The following is a 26,606-nucleotide window of genomic DNA, read 5'->3' as shown; positions in this document are numbered from 1 at the left end:
TTACGGATTGTTCTTAATTTCCTGCATTTTCCTTACGTTCCTCCATTCGCACCATGCAAATCTGTGATTGTTGTCTATATTTAACAAACCAGTGACAAATTGGTTGGTCGAATATGCCATGTAAACGAAGCTTTCTGGCGGGTTCCTCCACTCTAATTTTTATTGGCGTTATTAAAAACTGAACGGAAAATTTTTGGGCCGTAGTACTTGGCCTGATGTTTAAGGAAAGCCGTTACGTTAAGGCTTGTGCTCAAATTGTGAGCAAAACTATAGGAATTAATCGATGACTATGACTACGACTAAGATTTCTAAAACTCTGTTAGCTGTTGTTCTTGGCTCTGTGCTGGCAAGCGGTAGCGCTTTAGCAGAAGACAAGATGCTTAACAAAACCGAATCGACAGCGGACACAGCAGGCGAAAAAATTGATAGCTCCGTAAAAGACGTCGGTAATTTCATGGATGACAGCGCAATCACTGCCAAAGTGAAAGCCGCTCTTGTCGATCACGAAGATATCAAAAGCACTGACATCTCTGTGAAAACTGAGAAAAAAGTGGTGACGTTAAGTGGATTTGTAGAAAGCCAGGCTCAGGCTGAGCAGGCAGTTACCGTTGCAAAAGGTGTGGAAGGCGTGTCTTCCGTAAGCGACAAACTGCATGTGCGTAATGGCACTGACAAATCTGTAAGCGGTTATGCAGGCGATACTGCAACCACCAGTGAAATCAAAGCTAAACTTTTAGCAGACGACATCGTCCCTTCACGTCATGTGAAAGTGGAAACTACTGAAGGTGTTGTTCAGCTATCCGGTACTGTCGAATCGAATGCACAGGCTGCACGTGCTGAGAGTATCGCTAAAGCTGTTGATGGCGTGAAAAGCGTCAAAAACGACCTGAAAGTGAAGTAATAGAAAGAGAGAAACTTTCTTCTCCGGTGATAACCACCGGGGAAGTAGGTCAGCAACATCGTTACTCAAATATCGCCAATGAGTGCGCATCTGGCACTCTTCCAGAAGCGATTCGGGTTCAATATGGTTAAGGAGAAGCTTATGTTTCGTTGGGGCATTATTTTTCTGGTCATTGCGTTGATTGCAGCAGCACTGGGTTTTGGTACTCTCGCGGGTACTGCGGCAGGTGCAGCAAAAATTGTCTTCGTGGTAGGTATTATTCTGTTCCTGGTTAGCCTGTTTATGGGTCGAAAACGCCCATAGCAATATTTACGTGCTATAACCATTAGAGACAGACCAGAGAGCCAGTCTATTTAGACTGGCTCTCGCGTTTTTAAGCGACTAACAAATAACCAATAATAAAGATCCTTTAGATTAAGGAAAGCAGGGTGGGACAAAGAATACCCGTAACGCTCGGCAACATTGCGCCGCTTGCGTCAAAAGCGTTTCGTCCCGGTAAACTCGCCATTGTTTGTGAAGGCGGCGGGCAGCGTGGGATATTTACAGCCGGCGTGCTGGATGAGTTTATGCGCGCCAACTTCAACCCGTTCGATCTCTTCTTAGGCACCTCTGCGGGTGCACAAAATCTCTCTGCTTACGTTTGCCACCAGCCGGGTTACGCCCGAAGAGTGATCACCCGTTTTACAACCACGCGCGAATTTTTTGATCCGCTGCGCTTTGTGCGTGGGGGGCATCTCATCGATCTCGACTGGCTGGTGGAATCGACCGCAGCAAAAATTCCGCTCTCGATGGGCACGGCGGAAAAAATGTTTGAGTCTGGCAAAGCGTTCTACATGTGTGCTTGCCGCAGCGATGACTACTCGCCGGGATATTTTTCGCCAGACAGCGGCACGTGGCTGAATCTTCTGAAAGCCTCAAGCGCAATTCCTGGCTTTTACCGCACGGGCGTAGAAATTGATGGCATTGGCTATCAGGATGGCGGAATCAGCGATGCGATCCCTGTGAGAGAAGCGGTGCGTTTAGGTGCTGATACGCTGGTGGTGATTCGTACCGTACCTTCGCAAATGTATTACACGCCAGAATGGTTTAAACGTATGGAGCGCTGGCTTGGCGACAGCAGCCTTCAACCGTTGCTCAACCTGGTGCATCACCATGAAGCCAGCTATCGCGAAATACAGAATTTCATCGAAAAGCCACCGGGAAAGCTGCGCATTTTTGAAATTTACCCGCCGAAACCGTTGATGAGCTCCGCATTGGGCAGCCGATTACCGGCGCTGAATACCGACTATAAAATCGGGCGTTTGTGCGGACGTTACTTCCTCGCAACTGTCGGGAAATTGCTCACGGATAAGCCGCCAATTAAGCGTCACCTTCCACGTATTGTGGTTCCAGGGCCGGTGGTCATTCCGCATACCGTGGTCGCTCAGGAACCATTGTCTAAAGCGGTGATTGAAACGCCAGAAGCCAACGACGCCACTTTCAACAACGAGGATACGGCGTGACAATGACCTTTTACGATACCCATTGTCATTTCGATTTCCCGCCGTTTAGCGATGATGAAGCCAACAGCATCTCACTTGCCGCGCAAGCGGGCGTAACAAAAATCATTGTTCCGGCAATCGAAGCCGATCGGTTTAGTACGGTGCTGGCGCTGGCAGACAACTACCCGGCGCTCTATGCCGCAGTGGGTTTGCATCCAATTGTGATTCATAAGCACCAGGATGCGTCGCTGGCCTTACTCGAACATCACCTGCAACAACGGCCACCTAAACTGGTCGCTATCGGTGAGATTGGGCTTGATCTGTATATGGAAAATCCACTTTTTGATAAACAAGAAGCAATGCTGGATGCACAGCTAAAACTGGCAAAACGCTATGATTTGCCGGTCATTCTTCACTCTCGTCGCACGCACGACAAACTTGCCGCGCATTTAAAACGCCATAATTTACCGCGCACCGGTGTGGTACATGGGTTCTCGGGCAGCCTGCAACAGGCCGAGCGTTTTGTGGCGATGGGTTACAAAATTGGTGTGGGTGGAACGATCACTTACCCACGCGCCAGTAAAACGCGCGATGTTATAGCACGCTTACCCCTTAGCGCTCTGGTGCTGGAAACGGATGCACCCGATATGCCGCTTAACGGCTGGCAGGGGCAACCTAATCGCCCGGAACGAATTGCCGACGTTTTTCAGACGCTTTGTACATTGCGTTCAGAACCTCCCGAAGTTATCGCGAACGCGATAGTTCATAACTGCGATGAATTATTCAAATGGAAATAGTCAGTAACAAAATGTGACGCAGCTCACTTTATAAGACAAACGTTTCTGTGAATGTCTATAAATACGTGATTGCCATTCCATTTCCTGGCCTCCCTGCCGCTATAATCCCGCCCGCTAAGGGCTTTAAGATCACTTTCCTTTTTCAACTTATACACAGGGATTCTGTATGCAAATACTCATGGGTTTGATCGGCATGATCGTTCTGCTGCTGATCGCCGTTTTACTTTCCAGTAATCGCAAAGCGATTAATCTTCGCACTGTTATTGGCGCCTGGATCATTCAAGTCGGTATCGGTGCCTTAATTCTTTATGTTCCGGTTGGTCGTAAAGTGTTGTTGGCCATGTCCGAAGGGGTGGCGAACGTTATCGGTTACGGTAACGCGGGTATCTCTTTCCTGTTTGGTGGACTGGTTTCGGACAAAATGTTCGAAGTCTTTGGCGGCGGTGGCTTTGTCTTCGCATTGCGCGTTCTGCCAATTATCGTCTTCTTCTCCTCACTGATTGCTGTGCTGTATTACCTGGGCATCATGCAGTTAGTTATTCGCATTCTGGGCGGCGGCCTGCGCAAGGTTCTGAAAACCTCTCGCACCGAATCTCTGTCCGCAACTGCAAACATCTTTGTGGGGCAGACTGAAGCTCCGCTGGTGGTTCGTCCTTATATCGCGACCATGACGCGTTCAGAATTGTTCGCTGTCATGTGTGGTGGTCTGGCATCTGTTGCTGGTTCCGTTCTGGCAGGTTACGCGCAAATGGGTGTTCCACTGGAATACCTGATTGCCGCGTCCTTCATGGCGGCACCTGGCGGCTTGCTGTTCGCTAAAATCATCCTGCCTGAAACTGAAACGCCAAACGATGCGCCTGAACTGGAATCAATGAAAAACGATCCGGATCGCCCGGCAAACGTGCTGGATGCAGCGGCATCAGGTGCGGCGTCAGGTATGCAACTGGCCCTGAACGTGGGCGCAATGTTGTTGGCGTTTGTGGCGTTGATTGCCCTGCTCAACGGTATGCTTTCTGGCATTGGCGGCTGGTTCAACTACCCGCAACTGTCTATGGAATTGATTCTGGGCTGGGTGTTCTCACCGCTGGCGTGGGTTATCGGTGTGCCATGGAGTGAAGCGAATGTCGCGGGTTCCTTCATCGGTCAGAAACTTATCATCAACGAATTTGTTGCGTATCTGAACTTCGGTGAATACCTGAAAGATGATGCAACCGTTGCGGCAGCTGGCCTGCAAGTTCTGTCAGATCACACCAAAGCAATTATTTCCTTCGCACTGTGTGGCTTTGCTAACCTTTCTTCTATCGCCATTCTGATTGGTGGCCTGGGAAGCATGGCGCCAAACCGTCGTCATGAAATCGCGCAGTTGGGTCTGAAAGCGGTCGCCGCAGGTACATTGTCTAACCTGATGAGTGCAACCATTGCCGGGGTCTTCCTGTCACTATAAAAACGGCGATGTTAAAATTATAACATCCCTGTGAAATCAATGGCTGACGCTTGCGTCGGCCATTTTTTATTTTTGAACGGCATTTTTACGTTATCCAACGTTGTTAAATCACATATACTGTAGAAAGCATGTAATTACATCTTTGGCTTTTGTGATGCTATACACAAAACCATCAGGATTGTGAATGTTATAATTATAACATCGCAACTGATTCTATATCTTTTGTTGGAGAGTGTTATGACCGATTTAACTGCAAGCAGCTTACGCGCCCTGAAATTGATGGACCTGACTACCCTGAATGACGATGACACCAATGAAAAAGTGATCGCACTTTGCCATCAGGCCAAAACAGCGGTGGGTAATACTGCGGCGATTTGTATTTATCCGCGCTTCATTCCCATTGCGCGTAAAACTCTGAATGCACAGGGTACGCCTGATATCCGTATTGCGACCGTCACCAACTTCCCGCATGGCAACGATGATATCGAAATCGCCCTGGCGGAAACTCGTGCGGCTATCGCTTACGGTGCGGATGAAGTTGACGTTGTGTTCCCATACCTTGCGTTGATCGCCGGTAACGAGCAAGTCGGTTTTGAGCTGGTGAAAGCCTGCAAAGAAGCTTGTGCAGCGGCGAACGTTCTGCTGAAAGTGATCATCGAAACCGGTGAGCTGAAAGAAGAAGCACTGATTCGCAAAGCATCTGAAATCTCTATCAAAGCAGGTGCTGATTTCATCAAAACTTCTACTGGTAAAGTGCCTGTCAACGCTACACCAGAAAGCGCTCGCATCATGATGGAAGTGATTCGTGATATGGGCGTCGCGAAAACGGTTGGTTTCAAACCTGCGGGCGGCGTGCGCACTGCTGAAGATGCAGCACTGTTCCTGTCAATTGCAGACGATCTGTTTGGTGCTGACTGGGCGGATTCCCGTCACTACCGCTTTGGTGCATCCAGCCTGCTCGCGAGTCTGTTAAAAGCTCTGGGTCACGGCGACGGCAAAAGCGCTAGCGGCTACTAATCTCTTCCTTTGCGGCGGTTTCCCCGCCGCATTTCACCTGATGAACTCAGGGGGTTACCTTGTTCCTCGCTCAAGAAATTATTCGTAAAAAACGTGATGGTCATGCGCTTAGTGATGATGAAATTCGTTTCTTCATTAATGGTATTCGCGATAACACCATCTCCGAAGGGCAAATTGCAGCACTTGCAATGACCATTTTCTTCCACGACATGACTATGCCAGAACGCGTATCACTGACCATGGCGATGCGAGATTCAGGAACCGTGCTGGACTGGAAGAGCCTTAATCTGAACGGCCCCATCGTTGATAAACACTCAACGGGCGGCGTGGGTGATGTGACGTCCTTAATGCTTGGCCCAATGGTGGCGGCATGTGGCGGCTACATCCCAATGATTTCTGGCCGTGGTTTAGGCCACACTGGTGGTACGCTTGATAAACTCGAAGCAATCCCAGGCTTTGATATTTTCCCGGACGATAACCGTTTCCGCGACATCATCAAAAATGTCGGTGTGGCGATTATCGGCCAGACAAATTCGTTGGCACCGGCTGACAAACGTTTCTACGCCACGCGTGACATTACCGCGACCGTAGATTCCATTCCTCTCATCACCGCATCGATTCTGGCGAAGAAACTTGCCGAAGGCCTGGATGCTTTGGTGATGGACGTGAAAGTCGGCAGCGGCGCATTTATGCCAACGTATGAGCTTTCTGAATTACTCGCCGAAGCGATTGTCGGCGTGGCGAACGGCGCAGGCGTGAAAACCACAGCGCTGCTGACTGACATGAACCAGGTGCTGGCTTCCAGCGCGGGTAATGCGGTGGAAGTTCGCGAAGCGGTGCAATTCCTGACCGGTGAATACGTTAACCCGCGTCTGCATGAAGTCACCATGGCGCTGTGCGTGGAGATGCTGCTTTCCGGCAATCTGGCAAAAGATGACGCCGAAGCACGTCAGAAACTGCAAGCGGTGCTTGATAACGGTAAAGCGGCTGAAGTCTTTGGTCGCATGGTTGCGGCGCAAAAAGGCCCGGCCGACTTCGTCGAAAACTATGCGAAATATCTGCCAACTGCGGTACTGAGCAAAGCTGTTTATGCCGATCGTGCAGGTTTCGTGGGCGAAATGGACACCCGTGCTTTAGGCATGGCGGTGGTTTCCATGGGCGGTGGTCGTCGTCAGGCATCTGACACCATTGATTACAGCGTGGGCTTCACTGATATGGCTCGTCTGGGCGACAGCGTTGACACCACTCGCCCGTTGGCCATTATTCACGCCGCCAGCGAAAACCAATGGCAGGAAGCCGCTCGAGCGGTAAAAGCGGCAATCAAAGTGAACGATACACAGCCCGCAGAAACGCCAGTTGTATATCGCCGTATCAGCTAAATGCTGGCATACTGATCTGATCACTTTTTGAAACGCTTACGGGCGTTTCAGGCGCAATGACGCAGGAGAAATTATGAAACGTGCATTTATTATGGTGCTGGACTCTTTCGGTATCGGCGCAACAGAAGATGCAGCAAAATTTGGCGATGTAGGCTCTGATACTTTCGGGCACATTGCGCAGGCGTGTGCCAAAGGCGAAGCAGACAAAGGCCGTAAAGGCCCGCTGAGTTTGCCAAACCTCACCCGTCTGGGTCTGGTGAAAGCCGCCGAAGGTTCTACCGGTAAAATCCCGGCAGGTATGGACGGTAACGCAGAAGTTATCGGGGCATACGGTTGGGCGCATGAACTGTCATCAGGTAAAGATACGCCGTCTGGTCACTGGGAAATCGCCGGTGTTCCTGTGCTGTTTGACTGGGGCTACTTCTCGGACACTCAAAACAGCTTCCCGCAAGAACTGCTGGATAAACTGGTTAAGCGTGCAAATCTGCCGGGTTACCTCGGTAACTGCCACTCATCCGGTACGGTAATTCTGGATGAGTTGGGCGAAGAGCATATGAAAACCGGCAAGCCGATTTTCTATACCTCTGCTGACTCCGTGTTCCAGATTGCCTGCCATGAAGAAACCTACGGCCTGGATAAACTCTACGAGCTGTGCGAAATCGCCCGTGAAGAGTTGACCGAAGGCGGCTACAACATTGGTCGTGTTATCGCGCGTCCGTTTATCGGCGACAAAGCAGGTAACTTCCAGCGTACTGGCAACCGTCATGATCTGGCTGTTGAACCGCCAGCGCCGACCGTGTTGAAAAAACTGGTTGATGAGAAAAATGGCCAGGTTGTTTCCGTGGGCAAAATTGCGGATATCTATGCTGAAGTGGGTATCACCAAAAAAGTGAAAGCGACCGGTCTGGATGCGCTGTTTGATGCCACCATCAAAGAGATGAAAGAAGCGGGCGACGACACCATCGTGTTCACCAACTTCGTTGATTTCGACTCTTCTTACGGCCACCGTCGTGATGTTGCAGGCTATGCAGCCGCGCTGGAACTGTTTGACCGCCGCCTGCCAGAACTGATGGAACTGCTGAAAGAGGATGACATTCTGATCCTCACGGCTGACCACGGTTGTGACCCAACCTGGCAAGGCACAGACCATACTCGCGAACACATTCCGGTCCTGATTTACGGCCCGAAAGTGAAAGCTGGCTCGCTGGGCCACCGTGAAACGTTTGCCGATATCGGTCAGACGGTTGCTAGCTATTTCGGTACGTCTCCGATGGACTACGGCAAGAACATGCTGTGATTTCGACGGGTGGTGGAATCACCGCCCGCGTTGAACCTCTTTTAACAAGGAATAAAAATATGGCAACGCCACATATTAATGCTGAGATGGGTGATTTCGCTGACGTCGTACTGATGCCTGGCGACCCGCTGCGCGCAAAACACATTGCAGAAACTTTCCTCGAAGATGTCCGTGAAGTGAACAACGTGCGTGGCATGTTGGGCTTCACCGGGACTTACAAAGGCCGCAAAATCTCTGTAATGGGTCACGGTATGGGCATCCCATCGTGCTCCATCTACACCAAAGAGCTGATCACTGATTTCGGCGTGAAGAAAATCATTCGTGTGGGTTCATGCGGCGCAGTACGTGCTGATGTGAAACTACGTGATGTGGTCATCGGCATGGGTGCTTGCACCGACTCTAAAGTGAACCGTCTGCGTTTCAAAGACCACGATTTCGCGGCTATCGCTGACTTCGATATGGTTCGCAACGCCGTTGATGCAGCTAAAGCGCTGGGCGTTGACGCTCGCGTAGGTAACATCTTCTCCGCTGACCTGTTCTACACGCCAGACCCAACTATGTTTGACGTCATGGAAAAGTACGGCATTCTGGGCGTGGAAATGGAAGCCGCTGGTATCTACGGCGTGGCAGCAGAATTCGGTGCGAAAGCACTGACCATCTGCACCGTATCTGACCATATCCGTACTCACGAGCAGACGACTGCTGAAGAGCGCCAGACTACCTTTAACGACATGATCAAGATTGCTCTTGAATCTGTGTTACTGGGCGACAAAGAGTAAGATTCAAAAGGGTGCTTCGGCACCCTTTATCGTTCATATATTGTTCATAGTATCTATTCACTGACCCCCCCTCATTCTTCACACCTGCTTTACCTTTCAAATATATAGCGCTATAAATCTATTCAAGTATCTATTCACGAATCTATTCATATGAGCACGCTGACTGATTTGTTACTCCACGGGCCACAAACTGCAAACTCCTTGCGGCAGCGTTTGGGTGTCAGCCAGGCGACGTTTTCACGTCTTGTCAATGCTCAGAGCAATGTGATTAAAGTGGGGGCCGCCAGAGCGACTCGCTACGCGCTGCGGCGTCCTGTTCGTCAGATTCAGCAGTTCCCGTTGTGGCAAATTGATGATGTTGGGCAGGCATGGCGCTTCGGTGAGTTGTATCCCATTTGGCCGCAGGGGAGTTGCCTGGTCATTTTAAATAATGGTACCGCGCAGTGGTTTGACGGGATCCCATGGTATTTGACCGACCTCCGCCCACAGGGTTTTTTGGGAAGAACGTGGGGTCGCAAATTAGCCCAGCAGGCGGGGCTACCGGAAGATATCCGCTTGTGGCAGGAAGAAGATGTTCTCCTGGCGCTGTCTCAGCAAGTATCGGAAAACCTTGGTGGCTGGCTGGTTGGCGAGGAAAGTTATCGACGCTGGTTTGATACGCCTTTGCCGCCGGTGATTGCCGATGCTGATAAATTATCGGTTTATAGCGAACTGGCGAGTAGCGCACTCGCGGGCGATATCGTGGGGTCGTCAGCGGGGGGGGAGCAGCCTAAATTTACCTGTTATGCACAAACGACGACCGGGCCGGCGCATGTCATCGTTAAATTCACCCCGCCGCTTCAAAACGAGAATAGTCAGCGCTGGTCTGATTTGCTTTATGCCGAAGCTTTAGCGCTCAACATTCTGGCACAGGCCGGTATCCCTGCCTCGACGGCAAAAGTTCTGACCAATACGCAAAGACAAACATTCCTTGAAGTCATTCGTTTTGACTGTATGGGTGCGCAGGGCCGCAAAGGAATTGTCTCACTAGAGGCGGTGCAGAGTGAGTTTGCCAGCGGGGCACAGCCCTGGCCCATCACGATGGAAAAATTACTCGCCCAAAAGTCGGTTGAACCAGCAAGTCTACGCCTGACGCAGCGCATCTGGGCGTTTGGCCGGTTGATAGCTAACAGCGATATGCACGCAGGGAATCTTTCGTTCTATCTGTCTGATATGCCACTGCGCCTGGCTCCTGTCTACGACATGCTACCCATGGCTTTTGCCCCGAACAGCGCCGGGAATATGCGCAGGGAGCCGGTAAAACCGCAGATTGATCCCGTAATCCCGCGGGAGGTGTGGTTGGAAATGTTGCCCTATGCTCGCCAGTTCTGGCTTGAGGCAAGCCAGAATCAAGGGATTAGCGAAAGTTTCCGGGAATTGAGTTGTGCGATGGCTTCAGAGCTGGATGCGGTTGAAGCCAACGTTAAACGCCTTGCCTAACGCACCGTCTGCGCAATCCACGCGCTCAGTTCACGCAGCTCCATTTCCTGTTCAGGGAAATCCGCAATCAACGTTTCACACTGCTGCTGCAACATATCGCTACGATACAGACAACCCTGCAAGCGTGCCGCTAGCGCTTCCAGCGGGGCGGGGTTCAGGCTGTCGGTAAATATTTGCGTGCGGGTGATATGCCCTTTTTCAACGTCGAAGTGCAGCTCAACGCCGCCCCAGGTAAAACGCTGGTCAAGTAAGTGGCTAAATGCCGGAGCCTGGCCGAAATTCCATTCCCAACTGCTTTGACGGGCAAACGTTTCGGCAAAGTTTGGCAAATCGGGCAGGGCATCTGGAGAGATATGTTCCGCTTCTACGCGTTCGCCGTAGTGAGCAAAGAATGATTCGCGAACGGCATCGCAAATTTGTTGGTGCGTGATACCAGGCAGAATATCGCTCAGATTGGTCACTCGCCCCCGAACCGACGTAATCCCTTTGGCCTGAAGTTTCTTCTCATCAGGATTCAGGTAATTTGCCAGACGGCTTAAATCCGCGTTGAGCAGTAAAGTGCCGTGATGGAAGCCGCGATCCAGCGTTTCTTTATATGCCGAACCAGAAACTTTACGCACCCCATCAGCGGTAGCGACTTCCAGATCGTTGCGCCCGGAAGCCATTGCATTAATCCCGAGAGAATTAAGCGCATTCACCACAATGGCGGTAGAAATGCTTTTATCGTATTCGGGCTTTCCGGCCATAAACGTAAAACAGGTGTTGCCTAAATCGTGGAATACCGCGCCACCGCCGCTGCTGCGCCTTGCCAGCCGGACGTTATCTTCTTCCATGCGGCGGGTATTGCACTCTTTCCACGGGTTTTGCGCCCGGCCAATGACCACCGTATCTGCGTTGCGCCACAAAAAGAGTACGCGTTGTGTGGCCGGCATCTGGCGGAAAATGCACTCCTCAACCGCCAGGTTGAACCACGGATCATAAGAGTCAGAAATAAGCAGTCGTAGTGTCGTCATCAAAGAGATCCTTTCTTTCCAGGGTTATTTGCGCTCTGTTCATCTTCATCTTCCTTCACTTCGGTATTCGCGGTAAGAAGGAAAGGCGATTGCTGCCAGCGGGTGCGTTTGCCCTGCAACAGCGTGCGTGTCAGTACAATGCCAATCGCCAGCGCCAGCAACATCATCAGGCGCAGAATGTTTGTGGTGTTATCCACCTGTTTGGCTTCGGTGGCGAGAGTATGCGTATCGAGCGTAATACGCAGATAACCGACTGGCCCGTCTTTATCTTCAATGGGTTGCACAATTTGCTGGTTAAAATAGCTGCCCGCTTTTTTGCCATCCAGCGCGAGTCTGTCGCGCACGCCGATCCCTTCGCCGGCACGGGCGATTTGATCACCGTTATTGTCATAAACACCTGCATCCAGTATGCGACTGTCCTGAGTCAGTAACTTCAACACGGCTGAAATCTTTTTCTCATCAGGATTTTCAGATTTCATTAGCGGAGTCAGGTTGTAGCTGACCTGACGTGCCAGCGTTCTTGCCAGCTCCTCGAGTTGCACATTTCGGGCTTGCTGATGCCCCTGGCTAAACCACGATGCACCTTGCATCAGCGCGACTAAAAGTGCGAGGCAGATAAGCACAATCACTGCACGATGCAGCCTGAATTTCATTTTTGCCCGAGCCATAATGCACCTTCAATAAATTGCTTACTTTAATGTTGCCAGAAGCAGCGTGGACAGGGTAGCCTCATGCGTTGTTTTACTCTGGCCTTTATCTTTATTCTGGAGCTGTGATGCCAAATAGTCTGACCTGGTGCGACCTACCGACCGATGTTTCTCTTTGGCCAGGGTTGCCGCTATCGCTAAGTGGTGATGAAGTTATGCCACTCGATTACCGTGCTGGCCGTAGCGGCTGGCTTCTGTATGGTCGGAACCTGGATAAAGAATGCCTGAACCGCTACCAGCGTAAACTTGGCGCCGCCATGGTTATCGTAACTGCGTGGTGTGTTGAAGATTATCAGGTTATTCGCCTGGCAGGTTCATTAACACCGCGAGCGACCAAACTTGCGCACGACGCCGGGCTGGATGTCGCGCCGCTGGGTAAGATTCCGCATTTGCGCACGCCAGGCCTGCTGGTGATGGATATGGACTCAACCGCCATTCAAATCGAGTGCATTGATGAAATCGCCAAACTGGCGGGAACCGGTGAAATGGTCGCCGAAGTGACCGAACGCGCCATGCGTGGCGAGTTAGATTTTACGGCCAGTCTGAAGCAGCGCGTAGGCACCCTCAAAGGAGCCAATGCTTCGATTCTGCGTCAGGTGCGTGATGAACTGCCGTTAATGCCGGGACTGACTTCGCTGGTGCTCAAACTCGAATCGCTGGGCTGGAAAGTCGCGATTGCTTCCGGCGGTTTCACCTTCTTTGCAGAATACCTGCGCGATAAACTGCATCTTGATGCGGTAGTAGCGAACGAGCTGGAAATTTGTGACGGCAAGCTAACCGGCGAAGTGATTGGTCAAATTGTTGATGCGCAATTCAAAGCCGAAACGCTCAAGCGTCTGGCGGATAAATATGAAATTCCTGCCGCACAAACTGTCGCGATTGGCGATGGAGCCAATGATTTACCGATGATTCAATCTGCTGGCCTGGGCATCGCTTATCACGCGAAACCAAAGGTGAATGAGAAAACTGAAATAACTATCCGTCACGCAGATTTGATGGGTGTGTTCTGTATTCTTTCAGGCAGTCTTATCCAGGAAGAACGCTAATGGCGAAAGCTCCGAAACGCGCATTTGTCTGTAACGAATGTGGTGCAGATTATCCTCGCTGGCAAGGGCAATGCAGCGCCTGTCATGCCTGGAACACCATCACTGAGGTGCGGATTGCCGCGTCTCCAACCGTTGCGCGTAACGAGCGTTTGTCGGGTTATGCTGGCAGTGCGGGCGTAAGCAAAGTCCAAAAACTTTCAGATATTAGCCTCGAGGAACTGCCGCGTTTTTCCACCGGTTTTAAAGAGTTTGACCGTGTGTTAGGCGGCGGTGTGGTGCCTGGCAGCGCCATTCTGATTGGTGGTAATCCGGGCGCGGGTAAATCCACGCTGCTGCTGCAAACGTTATGCAAGCTCAGCGAACAGATGAAAACGCTGTATGTCACGGGTGAAGAATCGCTGCAACAAGTCGCCATGCGCGCCCACCGCCTGGGTTTGCCGACTAACAACCTGAATATGCTTTCGGAAACCGGCATCGAGCAAATCTGCATGATTGCCGAAGAAGAAGCGCCGAAGCTGATGGTTATCGACTCCATCCAGGTAATGCATATGGCCGACGTGCAATCGTCGCCGGGCAGTGTGGCGCAGGTGCGTGAGTCCGCCGCTTACCTGACGCGCTTTGCCAAAACGCGCGGTGTGGCAATTATCATGGTCGGTCACGTGACTAAAGACGGTTCACTTGCCGGGCCAAAAGTCCTCGAACACTGTATCGACTGCTCGGTAATGCTGGATGGCGATGCCGATTCCCGTTTCCGCACGTTGCGTAGCCATAAAAACCGCTTCGGTGCGGTGAATGAATTGGGCGTGTTCGCCATGACGGAACAAGGACTGCGTGAAGTGAGCAACCCTTCTGCCATCTTCCTGAGCCGTGGTGATGAAGTGACTCCCGGCAGCTCGGTGATGGTGGTGTGGGAAGGCACGCGGCCATTGCTGGTAGAAATCCAGGCGCTGGTGGATCAATCCATGATGTCCAACCCACGTCGTGTGGCTGTGGGTCTTGAGCAAAACCGCCTGGCAATTTTACTTGCCGTTTTACACCGCCATGGCGGTTTGCAAATGGCTGATCAGGATGTGTTTGTAAATGTGGTGGGTGGCGTGAAAGTCACGGAAACCAGTGCTGACCTGGCGTTACTGCTGGCGATGGTTTCCAGTCTGCGAAATCGCGCTTTACCGCAAGATTTAGTGGTGTTTGGTGAGGTCGGGCTGGCAGGTGAAATTCGCCCGGTGCCAAGCGGCCAGGAACGAATTTCCGAAGCGGCAAAACACGGCTTTAAACGTGCCATTGTGCCGCAGGCGAATGTGCCGAAAAAACTACCGGAAGGGATGCAGGTCTTCGGCGTGAAAAAACTTGCTGATGCGCTGTCGGTGTTTGACGACTTATAATGACCTATTTCGCAGGAGGCACAGCATGTCGTCTTTTGAGTATCTGAAGACCGCTATTCGTCAGCAGAGCGTTACGCTGCAACAAGTTGCGGAATCCTGCGGCATGACTAAGGGCTACCTTAGTCAGCTATTGAACGCCAAAATCAAAAGTCCAAGCGCGCAGAAGCTGGAGGCGTTACACCGTTTTCTGGGTCTTGAATTTCCCCGCCGTGAGAAAAAAGTCGGCGTGGTGTTTGGTAAGTTTTACCCACTGCATACCGGCCATATCTATTTGATTCAACGCGCGGCAAGCCAGGTTGATGAACTGCACATCATTATGGGTTATGACGAAACTCGCGACCGTTTGTTGTTTGAAGACAGCGCCATGTCTCAACAACCCACCACGGGCGACCGTCTGCGCTGGCTGCTACAGACTTTCAAATATCAGAAAAACATCCGCATTCATTCGTTTAACGAAGAGGGGATGGAGCCGTATCCGCACGGCTGGGATGTCTGGAGCCGCGGTATCAAAACTTTTATGGAAAGCAAAGGTATCAATCCCGATTGCATCTACACCTCAGAAGAGGGCGATGCGCCACGGTTTATCGAACAGCTCGGCATTGAAACGGTGCTGATAGACCCGAAGCGCACGTTCATGAATATCAGCGGTGGGCAGATTCGCGAAAACCCGTTCCGCTACTGGGAATATATCCCAACGGAAGTGAAACCGTTCTTTGTGCGCACCGTGGCGATTCTGGGCGGTGAGTCGAGCGGTAAGTCGTGGATGGTGAATAAGCTCGCCAATATTTTCAATACCACCAGTGCCTGGGAATACGGGCGTGATTACGTCTTTTCTCATCTGGGTGGGGATGAGATGGCGCTGCAATATTCTGATTATGACAAGATTGCTATCGGTCACGCGCAGTACGTTGATTTTGCAGTGAAGTATGCGAATAAAGTGGCGTTTATTGATACCGATTTTGTGACTACGCAGGCATTTTGTAAAAAGTACGAAGGCCGCGAACACCCGTTTGTGCAGGCGCTGATTGATGAGTACCGCTTTGATCTGGTGATTTTGCTGGAAAACAACACGCCGTGGGTAGCCGATGGCTTGCGTAGCCTTGGCAGTGATACGGATCGGAAGTCTTTCCAGAATTTGTTGGTATCGATGCTTGATGAAAACAACATCAGCTATGTGCACGTGGAAGAGTCGGACTACGATTCGCGTTTCTTGCGCTGTGTGGATTTGGTTAAGAATATGATTGGCGAGCGGGGATAAGCGGGCTTGTCAAAAGAAGGGGCGCATTAAGCGCCCCTTTTTATTACTTCGTTACGCGCTTGTACTTAATACGCTTAGGTTCCAGCGCATCCGCACCCAGGGTGCGTTTCTTGTACTCTTCGTACTCAGTAAAGTTACCTTCAAAGAACTCCACTTTGCCTTCATCCTGGTAATCCAGAATGTGCGTGGCGATACGGTCAAGGAACCAACGGTCGTGCGAGATAACCATTGCACAGCCTGGGAATTCCAACAGGGCGTTTTCTAACGCGCGTAGGGTTTCGATATCCAGGTCGTTTGTTGGTTCATCGAGCAGCAATACGTTACCGCCAACTTGCAGCAGTTTCGCCAGATGCAGACGACCACGCTCACCACCAGATAGTTCACCAACACGTTTACCCTGGTCAACGCCTTTAAAGTTAAAGCGACCAACGTATGCACGGCTTGGCATCTCGGTATTACCGACACGCATAATGTCCTGGCCGCCGGAAACTTCTTCCCACACGGTTTTGCTGTTGTCCATCGCGTCACGGAACTGATCGACAGACGCCAGTTTCACGGTTTCGCCCAGCTCAATGGTGCCGCTGTCAGGCTGTTCCTGACCAGACATCATACGGAACAGGGTAGATTTACCCGCGCCGTTCGGACCGATGATCCCGACAATTGCACCTTTCGGTACAGAGAATGTCAGGTCTTCAATCAGCAGACGGTCGCCGTAGGATTTACGCAGATTGGTAACCTCAACGACTTTATCGCCCAGACGTGCACCTGGTGGAATAAACAGTTCGTTGGTTTCGTTACGTTTCTGGTATTCGGTGTTGTTCAGTTCTTCAAAGCGAGCCAGACGGGCCTTGCCTTTAGACTGGCGGCCTTTAGCGCCCTGACGAACCCACTCCAGTTCCTTCTCAATGGATTTACGGCGAGCCGCTTCCGTTGAGGCTTCCTGAGCCAGACGAGCATCTTTCTGCTCAAGCCAGGAAGAATAGTTACCTTCCCACGGGATACCTTCACCGCGGTCAAGTTCCAGAATCCAGCCTGCAACGTTGTCGAGGAAGTAACGGTCGTGGGTAATTGCCACAACGGTGCCTTCGAAGTCGTGCAGGAAGCGCTCGAGCCATGCCACGGATTCAGCATCCAGGTGGTTTGTTGGTTCGTCGAGCAGCAGCATGTCTGGTTTTTCGAGCAACAGGCGGCAAAGTGCCACGCGGCGACGCTCACCACCGGACAGGTTAGCGATTTTCGCATCCCAGTCTGGCAGACGCAGTGCATCAGCAGCACGCTCGAGTTGCACGTTCAGGTTGTGACCGTCGTGTGCCTGAATGATTTCTTCAAACTTGCCCTGTTGGGCAGCCAGTTTGTCGAAGTCAGCGTCCGGCTCTGCATATTTGGCATACACTTCGTCGAGGCCTTTCAGGGCATTAACCACTTCAGCCACGGCTTCTTCAACCGATTCACGGACGGTATGTTCAAGGTTGAGTTGCGGTTCTTGCGGCAGATAGCCGATTTTCAGTCCAGGTTGTGGACGAGCTTCGCCTTCGATGTCGGTATCAATGCCGGCCATAATGCGCAGCAGCGTGGATTTACCGGAACCATTCAGACCCAGTACGCCAATCTTGGCGCCAGGGAAGAAACTGAGCGAGATATTTTTCAGAATATGACGTTTCGGCGGAACAACTTTGCCGACACGATGCATGGTATAAACGAATTGAGCCACAGTGCGACTTCGCCTCTTTTTCGTGATGTAAGATGGTACATATCAGTGGCGAAGTGTAGCCGTTTTCAGCTGGTAATCCCAGCAGGGGAAGCGGGATGTGTTACCCGGAACAGCCTTAACGCTTTTAAAGACAAAATAACACCCTCTGGCGTGGCGAAACTGCAATACCAGGGTTAGCATGAAGTAATTAATGGCGGCATGATGCTGCCCGTGAACATGTGAGGAGAACTTGTGGGGAAAGCCAAACAAGTCGTAGGGCAATTGCTGGTGGCGATGGTAACTCTTGCGGCAATAACTCATGCAGTTCGTGCGGATTCTCTGGACGAGCAGCGCAGCCGCTACGCGCAAATCAAACAAGCATGGGATAGCAAGCAAATGGATGTGGTGGCGCGAATAATGCCCACTTTGCAAGATTATCCGCTGTATCCCTATCTCGAATATCGCCAGATTACTGACGACTTAATGAATGAGCCAACGCTCGTCGTCAGCCAATTTATTGCAGCCAACCCAACACTTCCGCCAGCGCGGGTGCTGAAATCACGTTTTGTGAATGAACTGGCGCGCCGTGAAGACTGGCGTGGCTTGCTGGCATTCAGCCCTGATCAACCGGGCACAACAGAAGCCAAATGTAATTATTACTACGCGAAATTTAACACCGGGCAGGCAGATGCTGCATGGGCGGGTGCTAAAGATTTGTGGTTGACAGGTAAAAACCAGCCGTCGAGCTGTGACCGTTTATTCTCGGCGTGGCGTTCGTCCGGCAGCCTGGATCCGCTGGCGTATCTGGAACGTATCCGCCTGGCGATGAAAGAAGGTAATACTTCGTTGGTTAACAATCTGGCGAGCCAAATGCCAGCCGACTACCAGACCATATCCAGCGCGCTCATTAGCCTGCAAAACGATCCTAATACGGTACTAACGTTTGCCCGTTCAGTTGGTGCCACTGACTTCACTCGTCAGGCTGTCGCCATTGCATTCACGCGTGTAGCACGCGATGACGTAGAAAATGCGCGCATGATGATTCCATCGCTTGTTCAGGCGCAGCAACTTAACGACTCTCAGGCTCAGGAGCTAAGAGACACCGTGGCCTGGCGTTTGATGGGCAACGATATCACTGCCGAACAGGCTGCCTGGCGTGATGATGCGATTATGCGTTCGGAGTCCACAAGTTTAGTTGAACGACGCGTGCGAATGGCGCTGGGTACGGGCGATCGAAATGGTCTGAATACCTGGCTTGCGCGTTTGCCGATGGAAGCCAAAGAGAAAGATGAATGGCGCTACTGGCAAGCGGATCTGCTGATGGAGCGTGGCCGTGAAACGGAAGCCAAAGAAATTCTCCATTCACTGATGCAGCAACGGGGTTTCTACCCGATGGTGGCAGCGCAGCGTTTAGGGGAAGAATATCCGTTACGCGTTGATAAAGCGGTTGCGGTAAACCCAGCGTTGGTTCAGGGGCCCGAAATGGCGCGTGTACGCGAACTGATGTACTGGAATCTGGATAATACCGCCCGCAGCGAATGGGCGAATTTGATCACCAGCCGCAGTAAACCCGAGCAGGAAGGGTTAGCGCGTTACGCGTTTGAGCAAAACTGGTGGGATCTGAGTGTGCAGGCAACGATCGCCGGAAAACTTTGGGATCATCTCGAAGAGCGCTTCCCGCTGGCGTACAAAGATATTTTCTCTCGTTACGTGAGCGGAAAAGATATCTCGCAAAGCTACGCAATGGCGATTGCGCGGCAGGAAAGTGCCTGGAACCCTAAAGTAAGATCGCCTGTTGGCGCGAGTGGTTTAATGCAAATTATGCCGGGTACTGCGACGCACACCGTGAAGATGTTTAATATTCCAGGTTACACCAGCACTAATCAGCTACTGGACCCGGATACCAACATCAACATCGGCACCAGCTATTTGCAGTATGTTTCTCAGCAATTTGAGAATAACCGGATTTTCTCATCAGCGGCGTATAACGCTGGTCCGGGACGTGTCAGAACCTGGCTGGGTAACAGCGCCGGGCGCATCGACGCAGTGGCCTTCGTTGAAAGTATTCCTTTCTCTGAAACGCGCGGATATGTGAAAAACGTGCTGGCTTACGATGCCTACTACAGCTATTTCATGGGCAAATCTAAACCGCTGCTGACCGATGGAGAGTGGCAACGCCGTTATTGATTTTGTGGGGGTTGTGATATTGTATTGTACTAGTTGAATAGTATGGTGGCATAACATGACTCAGCACTCTCAATATTCGGCAGAGCACGCCGAGCAAAGTAATCAAGAGTGGCTCCGCTTTGTGGAGCTGCTACAGCAATCGTTCGATAAGCAGCTGCACATGCCGCTGCTTATGCTGTTGCTGACGCCAGACGAACGCACAGCCCTGGGGACGCGCGTCAGAATCATTGAAGAGTTACTGCGTGGTGAGATGAGCCAGCGTGAGCTTAAAAACGAGCTTGGCGCGGGGATTGCGACAATCACTCGTGGCTCCAATAGCCTGAAATCTGCCCCGCCTGCGTTGCGTGCCTGGCTGGAGCAGGAATTATTAGCCAGTAAAAACTAGTGATACATCGAGTTGTGGAACGGGCTTAATGCCAGAATCACGGCCTGGTGATAAACGCTACTGCGTGTCAGTTTCCCGGCGGTAAAGACACCAATCGCCCCTTCTTTATTACCAATCTTATCAATCCCGGTATAGGCCGACATCACTGGCCCTAACGCTTCGCCTGCCCGGACTTTCTCAAGAATGATGGCAGGCAGCGGAAGGGTTGCCGAACGGGCTTCACCGCGCTGCTTGTGGTTTTCAATAACGACCCAGCTAAACGTACTGTCGTCGTCAATTCCTGCTTCAACCGCCACCCAAAAATCTGCTTCAGGGCGAACCTGGCGAGCATTCATAATTCGGCATCGTGCGCCAGTTCGCGTTTCATGGTTTCCGAATGGCTGTTCGGGCACGCCACTATCGACGGCGACGGGTTCAATATGGCAGCATCCCTCACCATAGATATCGTCGAATGCCTGGAGAATTGCCTGAATTTTGGCAGGATTGGTTGTTGCGCAGACGACATGGTACATAATCATTGAAACTCTCAAGAAATTGTTGCCGCAGTATAACGGAAAAAACGCATGTTACAGGTATACCTTGTTCGCCACGGCGAAACGCAGTGGAATGCGCAGCGCCGCATTCAGGGCCAGTCAGACAGTGCGCTGACTGAAAAAGGAGAACGTCAGGCCGAGCAGGTGGCTGAGCGTGTCAAAACGTTGGGCATTACGCATGTGATTGCCAGTGATTTGGGGCGTACCCGCCGCACCGCTGAGATCATTGCGATGGCGTGTGGTGTGGATGTCACGCTGGATGCCCGTTTACGCGAGCTGGATATGGGCGTTCTGGAACGCCGCAATCTGGACACGCTAAATGAAGAAGAAGAGGGCTGGCGTCGTCAACTCGTCAATGGCACGGCTGATGGTCGAATTCCCGACGGTGAAAGCATGTTGGAGATGAGCGAACGTATGCACGCGGCTTTAAATGCTTGCCTGGATTTACCTGCGGGGAGTCGTCCGTTGCTGGTGAGTCATGGTATGGCGCTGGGTTGCCTGGTGAGTACGATTCTGGGTTTGCCCGCCTGGGCTGAACGTCGCTTACGTTTAAGAAACTGTTCGATTTCTCGGGTGGATCACCAACAAAGTCCGTGGCTGGCTTCTGGCTGGGTGGTTGAAACGGCAGGGGACATCTCGCATTTAGACGCCCCTGCGTTGGATGAGTTACAGCGTTAACGACGTACAGGAATCAGATATTCACATCTGATTTGCATTGGTCGGTCCTGAACACGCGCTTCTTCTTGCGGGAAGAAGCGTTCGATATCCTGACCTTTGCGACGCGTCAGGTTCAGCGATGGCATACAGGTACCGTATATCGTCAGGATAAATTCCTGCAAACCGGTGCCTGGGCCTTCGTAGTCGAACTGCACGTAGTCGCCGCCTTCCAGCCTGACTGGATGGGAATCGGGCAAGAACCCGTTCGCCAGTTCTGGCGCGAGTGCCGTGGTATAAAACACTTCCTGCTCGTCATCACGCTCAATGCTTGGGCGCGGCTCATGCAAACCGTAAAGTACACGTGGCAAAGTTGGAGAGTTCCCCAGGAACTGCGTCCAGAACTGAATGCGCATTTCGTTACGGAAATCAGATATTTGTTCAAGCGTGCAGCTATAACTTTGCGTGACGCCAACCAGGTGAGTTTCTGGTAGCGTGACAAACTGCGCTTGCGGCAGTGCATACTCATCTAAACGCAACGGCGGACGCATGCCGAAAGCGCTCCAGTCAGGAGAACGACGGTACAATGCAGGCGTTTGAGTAAATTGTTTTTTGAAGGCGCGAGTAAACGTCTGTTGCGAGTCAAAACGATATTGTAAGGCAATATCCAGAATTGGACGCGCGGTCAATCGCAATGCTACGGCGGATTTAGATAAACGACGCGCACGAATGTATGCACCAATGGCATGACCCGTGACATCTTTGAACATCCGTTGTAGATGCCACTTGGAATAGCCTGCTTTTGCCGCCACATTATCCAGTGACAGAGGCTGATCCAGATGGCCTTCTAGCCAGGTTAATAGATCGCGAATGATCCCTGCCTGATCCATATAATATCCTCATCCTGACACGGTGAGTGCCGTTAATGTGGGCGATGATAGCACTTTTTGTTGTTATGACATTCAGAGTTTTTTTTAACAAGTCGTGCCAAAATTAGCTACTCATTCTGATAATTTTATTAATAACGTGATATTTAACGACTTTCTGGTCGAAAAAGTTAATAGTCCCTACATGCAATCTTAACCAATGGTAACAATATGAAATATAAAGTTTTAGTTGTACTGGGTTCATTAATGTTGATTTCATTGGGTGTTCGGGCAGAGCAAATTGGCTCGGTTGACACGGTTTTCAAAATATTTGGCCCTGACCATAAAATCGTCGTTGAGGCGTTTGACGACCCTGATGTTAAAAACGTGACCTGTTATATCAGTCGCGCAAAAACAGGTGGCATTAAAGGTGGTTTAGGTCTTGCCGAAGATACATCAGATGCGGCAATTTCCTGCCAGCAAGTGGGACCGGTAGAACTGAGCGAGAAAATTAAAGCGGGTAAAACTCAGGGAGATGTGGTGTTCCAGAAACGGACATCGCTGGTCTTTAAAAAGCTGCAAGTGGTTCGTTTTTACGATGCAAAACGTAACACGCTGGCATACCTGGCTTATTCTGACAAAGTCGTCGACGGCTCGCCAAAAAACGCGCTAAGTGCCGTGCCAATTATGCCGTGGAAGTAACCAGGAGCGAATGATGAGTCAGGCCACAATCTGGTTAGTTGAGGATGAAGCCAGTATCGCCGATACGCTTATCTACACGTTGCAACAAGAAGGCTTTGTGGTGCGCGGGTTTGATCGCGGTTTGCCAGTGCTGGATGCGGCGCGTGTTGCGCGTCCGGACCTGGCGATTCTGGACGTTGGCCTGCCAGACATTAATGGTTTTGAGTTATGTCGTCGCTTGTTGGCTGATTATCCAGAATTACCGTTACTGTTTCTGACGGCGCGAAGCGAAGAGGTCGACCGGTTGATTGGCCTCGAAATTGGCGCGGATGACTATATCGCCAAACCATTCTCCCCGCGGGAAGTGTGTGCGAGGGTGCGAACCGTTTTGCGCCGTTTACACAAGCAGCGGCAAAATACCGGGGCAAGCGTTCAGCGTATTGGATTGTTTGAACTTAACGAATTGGCTGCGCTGATCACCTGGTGCCAGCAACCTTTGCATCTCACTCGCTATGAATATTTGATGCTGAAGATTTTTTTGCAGTGGCCAGGGCGTGTATTTTCGCGCCAGCAACTCATGGAATTAGTCTGGAGCACGGCGGAAGAAAGTTTTGATCGCACCGTGGATACTCACATCAAAACCCTGCGAGCCAAACTCCGGGCTATTAATCCTGATCTTTCCCCCATTAACACGCACCGTGGCCTGGGTTACAGCCTGGGAGTGAACTAATGCGCATCGGTATGCGCTTGTTGCTGGGCTATTTTCTGATTGTGGCAATTGCGGCCTGGTTTGTGCTGTCGATTTTTTTACAAGAAGTGAAACCCGGTGTTCGACGAGCAACCGAGGGAACATTGATTGATACCGCAACGTTACTTGCCGAGTTTGCGCGTGCCGACATGCTGGCTGGAAATGCGCAAAACGGGCAACTCGCGCAAGCATTTTCCCGCCTTAATCAACATAACTTTCAGGCCAATATCGGCGGTATTACCAAATCCCGAAATGAATATCGTGTCTACCTGACGGATGCGAAAGGCATTGTTTTGTTCGATTCCAGCGGCAAAGCAACGGGCCAGGATTACTCGCGCTGGAATGATGTGTGGCTGACCCTGCAAGGGAAATATGGCGCGCGCAGTACGCCAGTCAATGCCAATAAACCTGAAAGCACCGTAATGTACGTGGCCGCTCCCGTGCGCGACGGGGTCAATATTGTCGGTGTGCTCAGTGTTGGGAAACCTAATAGCGCTCTGGAACCCGTGATTCATCGTAGCGAGCGCCGAATTCTGTGGGCGGGCGTTGCGTTACTGGGTATCGCGCTGATGATTGGCTTCGGGGTGGTGTTATGGATTAATCGCTCAATTGGTCAGCTTGTGCGTTACGCCGATTCAGTCACCGAAGAACATCCTCTCCCGCTACCCAAACCCGGCAGCAGCGAATTGCGCAAACTGGCGTTAGCGCTCGAAAGCATGCGCCTGAAACTCGAAGGGAAAAGTTATATCGAACAGTATGTTCATGCGTTAACGCATGAGCTGAAAAGCCCTCTGGCGGCAATTCGGGGGGCGGCTGAAATTTTGCGTGAAGGCCCGCCACCGGAGGTGATTGAGAAATTTTCGGGGAACATTCTTCAGCAAAATCTGCGTATGCAGCAACTGGTGGATAATTTATTACGCCAGGCAAAACTCGAAAGCCGGGCGGAAATCATACCGCAGCCGATTCATCTGGCCGCACTGTTTTCTGCCTTGTGCGACAGCCGTGAAGTGATCGCTCATAGCAAAAAGATTTCGTTAAGCATCAATGAGAGCGCACTGAAAGACACCATCGTCGAAGGCGACTTCGCGCTGCTAGAACAGGCTATCGGGAATTTGCTGGATAACGCGCTCGATTTCACCCGGCCAGGCGGTGAGATTACGCTGAGTATCGAAAATGCCGATGACGGCATTGCTATCCTGGTAACGGATACCGGAAGCGGTATTCCGGACTATGCTCGCGATCGTGTTTTTGAGCGTTTCTATTCATTACCCCGCAGCAACGGGCAAAAGAGCAGCGGCTTAGGGCTGGCTTTTGTGCGCGAAGTCGCGCGTCTGCATCGCGGCACCATTACGCTTGAGAACCGCCCGGAGGGTGGGGCGCAAGCCAGGCTGAGCCTCCCCGGAAAATAATTTCGCCACTTCACCGTCTCTTCACATAACTTCATTTAGCCCCCACATACGCTCGCTATCCTCGCCACATCAAAATATGGAGGGGAATATGTTGAAATCTGCGTTGTTCTGGAAAGTGATGACTTTACTCGGTTGCATGCTGCTGTTGCTCATTCCGCTGAGTATGCTGAGTTCGTTAATTGATGAGCGTAGTAGTTATCGGGATGATGTTGAGCAGTCGCTGCGCCAGAGTACCAGTGGCCCGCAAACCATTACCGGCCCGCTCATTGCCATTCCCATAACCGAGCTGACAACCGTTATGGAAGACAATAAAGAGGTTAAAAAAGAGCGCCGCTTCATTCGCTACTATCTGCCGGAAAACTTGAGTATTGTGGGAAAACAGACCGTTGAGCCACGACATATCGGCATTTACGAGGGGCAAATTTGGCGCACAGCTATCACGCTTGATGCCACGTTTAACCGCCAGCAGCTCAATAATGATTTCAGCGGTAACACTCAAATTGGCACACCGTATGTCGTGTTGGCAGTAGGCGACTCTCGCGGTATCGGTAAAGTTGGCGAGTTGGATATCAACGGCAAATCTTATCCGATTGAACCTGGGAGTCACTTACCCGGCGTCGAACAGGGGCTGCACGCCATTCTCCCTGCCGAGCACCTCCAGGATGAGAAACTCACGCTTCGCTTTAGTCTGGACTTGATGGGCACCAAACAGCTTGCCGTGGTGCCGCTTGGGCGCAATAGCCAGTTCACTTTAACCAGCAACTGGCCGCATCCGAGCTTTATTGGCGATTTCCTGCCGCAACAGCGCACGGTAACGGAAAGCGGATTTACCGCTAATTGGCAGAGCACCTGGTTTGCCAACAACCTGAACACCAGCTTCTATGATGGACAAATTGTGGATGTCGATCGCCTGCCAGCCTTTAGCGTGACGGTGGCAAATCCTGTCGATCAATATCAACTCACCGATCGCGCTGTTAAATATGCCATCTTACTGATTGGTTTGACGTTTATGAGTTTCTTCCTGCTGGAGACGCTGACGGGTTTGCGCGTTCACCCGATGCAGTATTTGTTGGTTGGGCTATCGCTGGTGATGTTTTATCTCGTTCTGTTGGCGGTCTCAGAACATATCGGGTTTAACGGCGCCTGGCTGCTGGCGAGTCTGATTTGTGCGGGGATTAATGGGTTCTATTTGAAGGCCATTTTGAACAGCTGGAAAACCAGTTTGATGTTTACGACCGGCTTGCTGACGCTTGATGCTGTGCTCTGGCAGTTGCTTCAGTCTGAGGACAGTGCTTTGTTACTTGGTACGGGAGTCCTTTTTGTGGTGCTTTCGGCCATTATGATGCTAACCCGTCATACAGATTGGTACGGTATGAGTAAAAAAGTGCAGATACCGGAAACTGGCGACGCTCAGAAAGATCCTGACCGCTTCCGCCTGTGGAAATAGAGGTTTTCTAAAAGCAAAAGAAAAGG

The 26,606-nt window shown here is 51.3% G+C and carries 25 protein-coding genes; 20 read left to right on the top strand and 5 right to left on the bottom strand.

Annotation, left to right across the window (positions count from 1 at the left end; all coding sequences use genetic code 11):
• The first annotated feature begins 283 nt into the window (after positions 1-283).
• The 10 genes from osmY to yjjJ all read left to right on the top strand — a co-directional run bounded on the left by osmY (position 284) and on the right by yjjJ (position 10,574).
• Positions 284-901 carry a molecular chaperone OsmY gene (osmY, locus tag GBAG_RS17430; protein ID WP_034498640.1) on the top strand — a complete coding sequence of 206 codons (618 nt, stop codon included), beginning with the start codon at positions 284-286 and terminating at the stop codon, positions 899-901.
• A 141-nt stretch (positions 902-1,042) separates the two neighbouring features.
• Positions 1,043-1,204 (top strand): DUF1328 domain-containing protein, encoded by a 162-nt coding sequence (locus GBAG_RS22350; protein ID WP_064513877.1) that lies wholly within the window; start codon positions 1,043-1,045, stop codon positions 1,202-1,204.
• 125 nt (positions 1,205-1,329) lie between these two features.
• Positions 1,330-2,403 (top strand): patatin-like phospholipase family protein, encoded by a 1,074-nt coding sequence (locus GBAG_RS17425; protein ID WP_034498638.1) that lies wholly within the window; start codon positions 1,330-1,332, stop codon positions 2,401-2,403.
• Positions 2,400-3,179, top strand: a complete 780-nt coding sequence (locus tag GBAG_RS17420; protein WP_034498636.1) for a TatD family hydrolase — start codon at positions 2,400-2,402, stop codon at positions 3,177-3,179. The genes GBAG_RS17425 and GBAG_RS17420 overlap by 4 nt, the downstream gene beginning before the upstream one ends.
• 166 nt (positions 3,180-3,345) lie before the next feature.
• Complete coding sequence (locus tag GBAG_RS17415; RefSeq protein WP_034498634.1) at positions 3,346-4,623, top strand: NupC/NupG family nucleoside CNT transporter; 1,278 nt, start codon at positions 3,346-3,348, stop codon at positions 4,621-4,623.
• 237 nt (positions 4,624-4,860) lie between these two features.
• Positions 4,861-5,640 carry a deoxyribose-phosphate aldolase gene (deoC, locus tag GBAG_RS17410; protein WP_034498632.1) on the top strand — a complete coding sequence of 260 codons (780 nt, stop codon included), beginning with the start codon at positions 4,861-4,863 and terminating at the stop codon, positions 5,638-5,640.
• A gap of 59 nt (positions 5,641-5,699) precedes the next feature.
• Positions 5,700-7,019: a thymidine phosphorylase gene (gene deoA / locus GBAG_RS17405; protein ID WP_034498630.1), complete on the top strand. Its 1,320-nt coding sequence runs from the start codon at positions 5,700-5,702 to the stop codon at positions 7,017-7,019.
• A 73-nt stretch (positions 7,020-7,092) separates the two neighbouring features.
• Positions 7,093-8,316 (top strand): phosphopentomutase, encoded by a 1,224-nt coding sequence (deoB, locus tag GBAG_RS17400; protein ID WP_034498627.1) that lies wholly within the window; start codon positions 7,093-7,095, stop codon positions 8,314-8,316.
• 59 nt (positions 8,317-8,375) lie between these two features.
• Positions 8,376-9,095 (top strand): purine-nucleoside phosphorylase, encoded by a 720-nt coding sequence (deoD, locus tag GBAG_RS17395; RefSeq protein WP_034459469.1) that lies wholly within the window; start codon positions 8,376-8,378, stop codon positions 9,093-9,095.
• Positions 9,096-9,245: 150 nt separating this feature from the next.
• Positions 9,246-10,574: a type II toxin-antitoxin system HipA family toxin YjjJ gene (yjjJ, locus tag GBAG_RS17390; protein WP_034498625.1), complete on the top strand. Its 1,329-nt coding sequence runs from the start codon at positions 9,246-9,248 to the stop codon at positions 10,572-10,574.
• Here the strand turns inward: yjjJ and lplA are convergent.
• Both lplA and GBAG_RS17380 read right to left on the bottom strand, forming a co-directional pair.
• Positions 10,571-11,587 carry a lipoate--protein ligase gene (gene lplA, locus GBAG_RS17385; RefSeq protein ID WP_034498623.1) on the bottom strand — a complete coding sequence of 339 codons (1,017 nt, stop codon included), beginning with the start codon at positions 11,585-11,587 and terminating at the stop codon, positions 10,571-10,573. The two genes, yjjJ and lplA, sit on opposite strands and share 4 nt — an antisense overlap.
• Complete coding sequence (locus GBAG_RS17380) at positions 11,587-12,255, bottom strand: YtjB family periplasmic protein (protein ID WP_034498622.1); 669 nt, start codon at positions 12,253-12,255, stop codon at positions 11,587-11,589. The genes lplA and GBAG_RS17380 overlap by 1 nt, the downstream gene beginning before the upstream one ends.
• A 107-nt stretch (positions 12,256-12,362) precedes the next feature.
• Between GBAG_RS17380 and serB the strand changes: the two genes are divergently transcribed.
• From serB to nadR, 3 genes are read left to right on the top strand one after another with little or no spacing between them, the layout of a single operon-like run.
• Positions 12,363-13,340 carry a phosphoserine phosphatase gene (gene serB, locus GBAG_RS17375; protein ID WP_034498620.1) on the top strand — a complete coding sequence of 326 codons (978 nt, stop codon included), beginning with the start codon at positions 12,363-12,365 and terminating at the stop codon, positions 13,338-13,340.
• Positions 13,340-14,722, top strand: a complete 1,383-nt coding sequence (gene radA / locus GBAG_RS17370; RefSeq protein ID WP_034498619.1) for a DNA repair protein RadA — start codon at positions 13,340-13,342, stop codon at positions 14,720-14,722. Before serB ends, radA begins: the two co-directional genes overlap by 1 nt.
• Before the next feature lie 25 nt (positions 14,723-14,747).
• Complete coding sequence (gene nadR / locus GBAG_RS17365) at positions 14,748-15,980, top strand: multifunctional transcriptional regulator/nicotinamide-nucleotide adenylyltransferase/ribosylnicotinamide kinase NadR (protein WP_034498617.1); 1,233 nt, start codon at positions 14,748-14,750, stop codon at positions 15,978-15,980.
• 43 nt (positions 15,981-16,023) lie between these two features.
• On the opposite strand, the gene ettA is transcribed toward nadR, so the two are convergent.
• The gene (ettA, locus tag GBAG_RS17360; protein WP_034498615.1) at positions 16,024-17,691 is read right to left on the bottom strand and encodes an energy-dependent translational throttle protein EttA; all 1,668 of its coding nucleotides are present in this window, start codon (positions 17,689-17,691) and stop codon (positions 16,024-16,026) included.
• A 231-nt stretch (positions 17,692-17,922) separates the two neighbouring features.
• Between ettA and sltY the strand changes: the two genes are divergently transcribed.
• The gene (gene sltY / locus GBAG_RS17355) at positions 17,923-19,857 is read left to right on the top strand and encodes a murein transglycosylase (RefSeq protein ID WP_034498613.1); all 1,935 of its coding nucleotides are present in this window, start codon (positions 17,923-17,925) and stop codon (positions 19,855-19,857) included.
• A 55-nt stretch (positions 19,858-19,912) separates the two neighbouring features.
• The gene (gene trpR, locus GBAG_RS17350; RefSeq protein ID WP_034498611.1) at positions 19,913-20,242 is read left to right on the top strand and encodes a trp operon repressor; all 330 of its coding nucleotides are present in this window, start codon (positions 19,913-19,915) and stop codon (positions 20,240-20,242) included.
• Here the strand turns inward: trpR and yjjX are convergent.
• The gene (gene yjjX, locus GBAG_RS17345; protein WP_034498703.1) at positions 20,239-20,754 is read right to left on the bottom strand and encodes an inosine/xanthosine triphosphatase; all 516 of its coding nucleotides are present in this window, start codon (positions 20,752-20,754) and stop codon (positions 20,239-20,241) included. The genes trpR and yjjX overlap by 4 nt on opposite strands.
• Before the next feature lie 51 nt (positions 20,755-20,805).
• Here yjjX and gpmB point away from each other — a divergent pair, with 51 nt between their 5' ends.
• Positions 20,806-21,453, top strand: coding sequence for a 2,3-diphosphoglycerate-dependent phosphoglycerate mutase GpmB (gpmB, locus tag GBAG_RS17340; protein ID WP_034498609.1), 648 nt, complete (start codon positions 20,806-20,808; stop codon positions 21,451-21,453).
• On the opposite strand, the gene robA is transcribed toward gpmB, so the two are convergent.
• On the bottom strand, positions 21,450-22,319 hold the full coding sequence (robA, locus tag GBAG_RS17335) for an MDR efflux pump AcrAB transcriptional activator RobA (RefSeq protein ID WP_034498607.1): 870 nt from the start codon (positions 22,317-22,319) through the stop codon (positions 21,450-21,452). The two genes, gpmB and robA, sit on opposite strands and share 4 nt — an antisense overlap.
• Positions 22,320-22,526: 207 nt before the next feature.
• Between robA and creA the strand changes: the two genes are divergently transcribed.
• From creA to creD, 4 genes are all read left to right on the top strand, one after another.
• A complete protein-coding gene (gene creA, locus GBAG_RS17330; RefSeq protein ID WP_034498604.1) occupies positions 22,527-22,997 on the top strand; it encodes a protein CreA in 471 nt (156 codons plus the stop codon).
• Positions 22,998-23,010: 13 nt separating this feature from the next.
• Positions 23,011-23,706: a two-component system response regulator CreB gene (gene creB, locus GBAG_RS17325; RefSeq protein WP_034498602.1), complete on the top strand. Its 696-nt coding sequence runs from the start codon at positions 23,011-23,013 to the stop codon at positions 23,704-23,706.
• Positions 23,706-25,133, top strand: coding sequence for a two-component system sensor histidine kinase CreC (gene creC, locus GBAG_RS17320; protein WP_034498600.1), 1,428 nt, complete (start codon positions 23,706-23,708; stop codon positions 25,131-25,133). The genes creB and creC overlap by 1 nt, the downstream gene beginning before the upstream one ends.
• Before the next feature lie 88 nt (positions 25,134-25,221).
• Positions 25,222-26,580, top strand: coding sequence for a cell envelope integrity protein CreD (gene creD, locus GBAG_RS17315; protein WP_034498597.1), 1,359 nt, complete (start codon positions 25,222-25,224; stop codon positions 26,578-26,580).
• Positions 26,581-26,606: the final 26 nt, after the last annotated feature.

The organism is Buttiauxella agrestis ATCC 33320 (genome assembly GCF_000735355.1).
In the GTDB taxonomy this organism is placed as follows: Bacteria; Pseudomonadota; Gammaproteobacteria; order Enterobacterales; family Enterobacteriaceae; genus Buttiauxella; species Buttiauxella agrestis.
The sequence above is the reverse complement of the archived record's forward strand: the minus strand, read 5'-3'. Positions and strand labels throughout refer to the sequence as shown.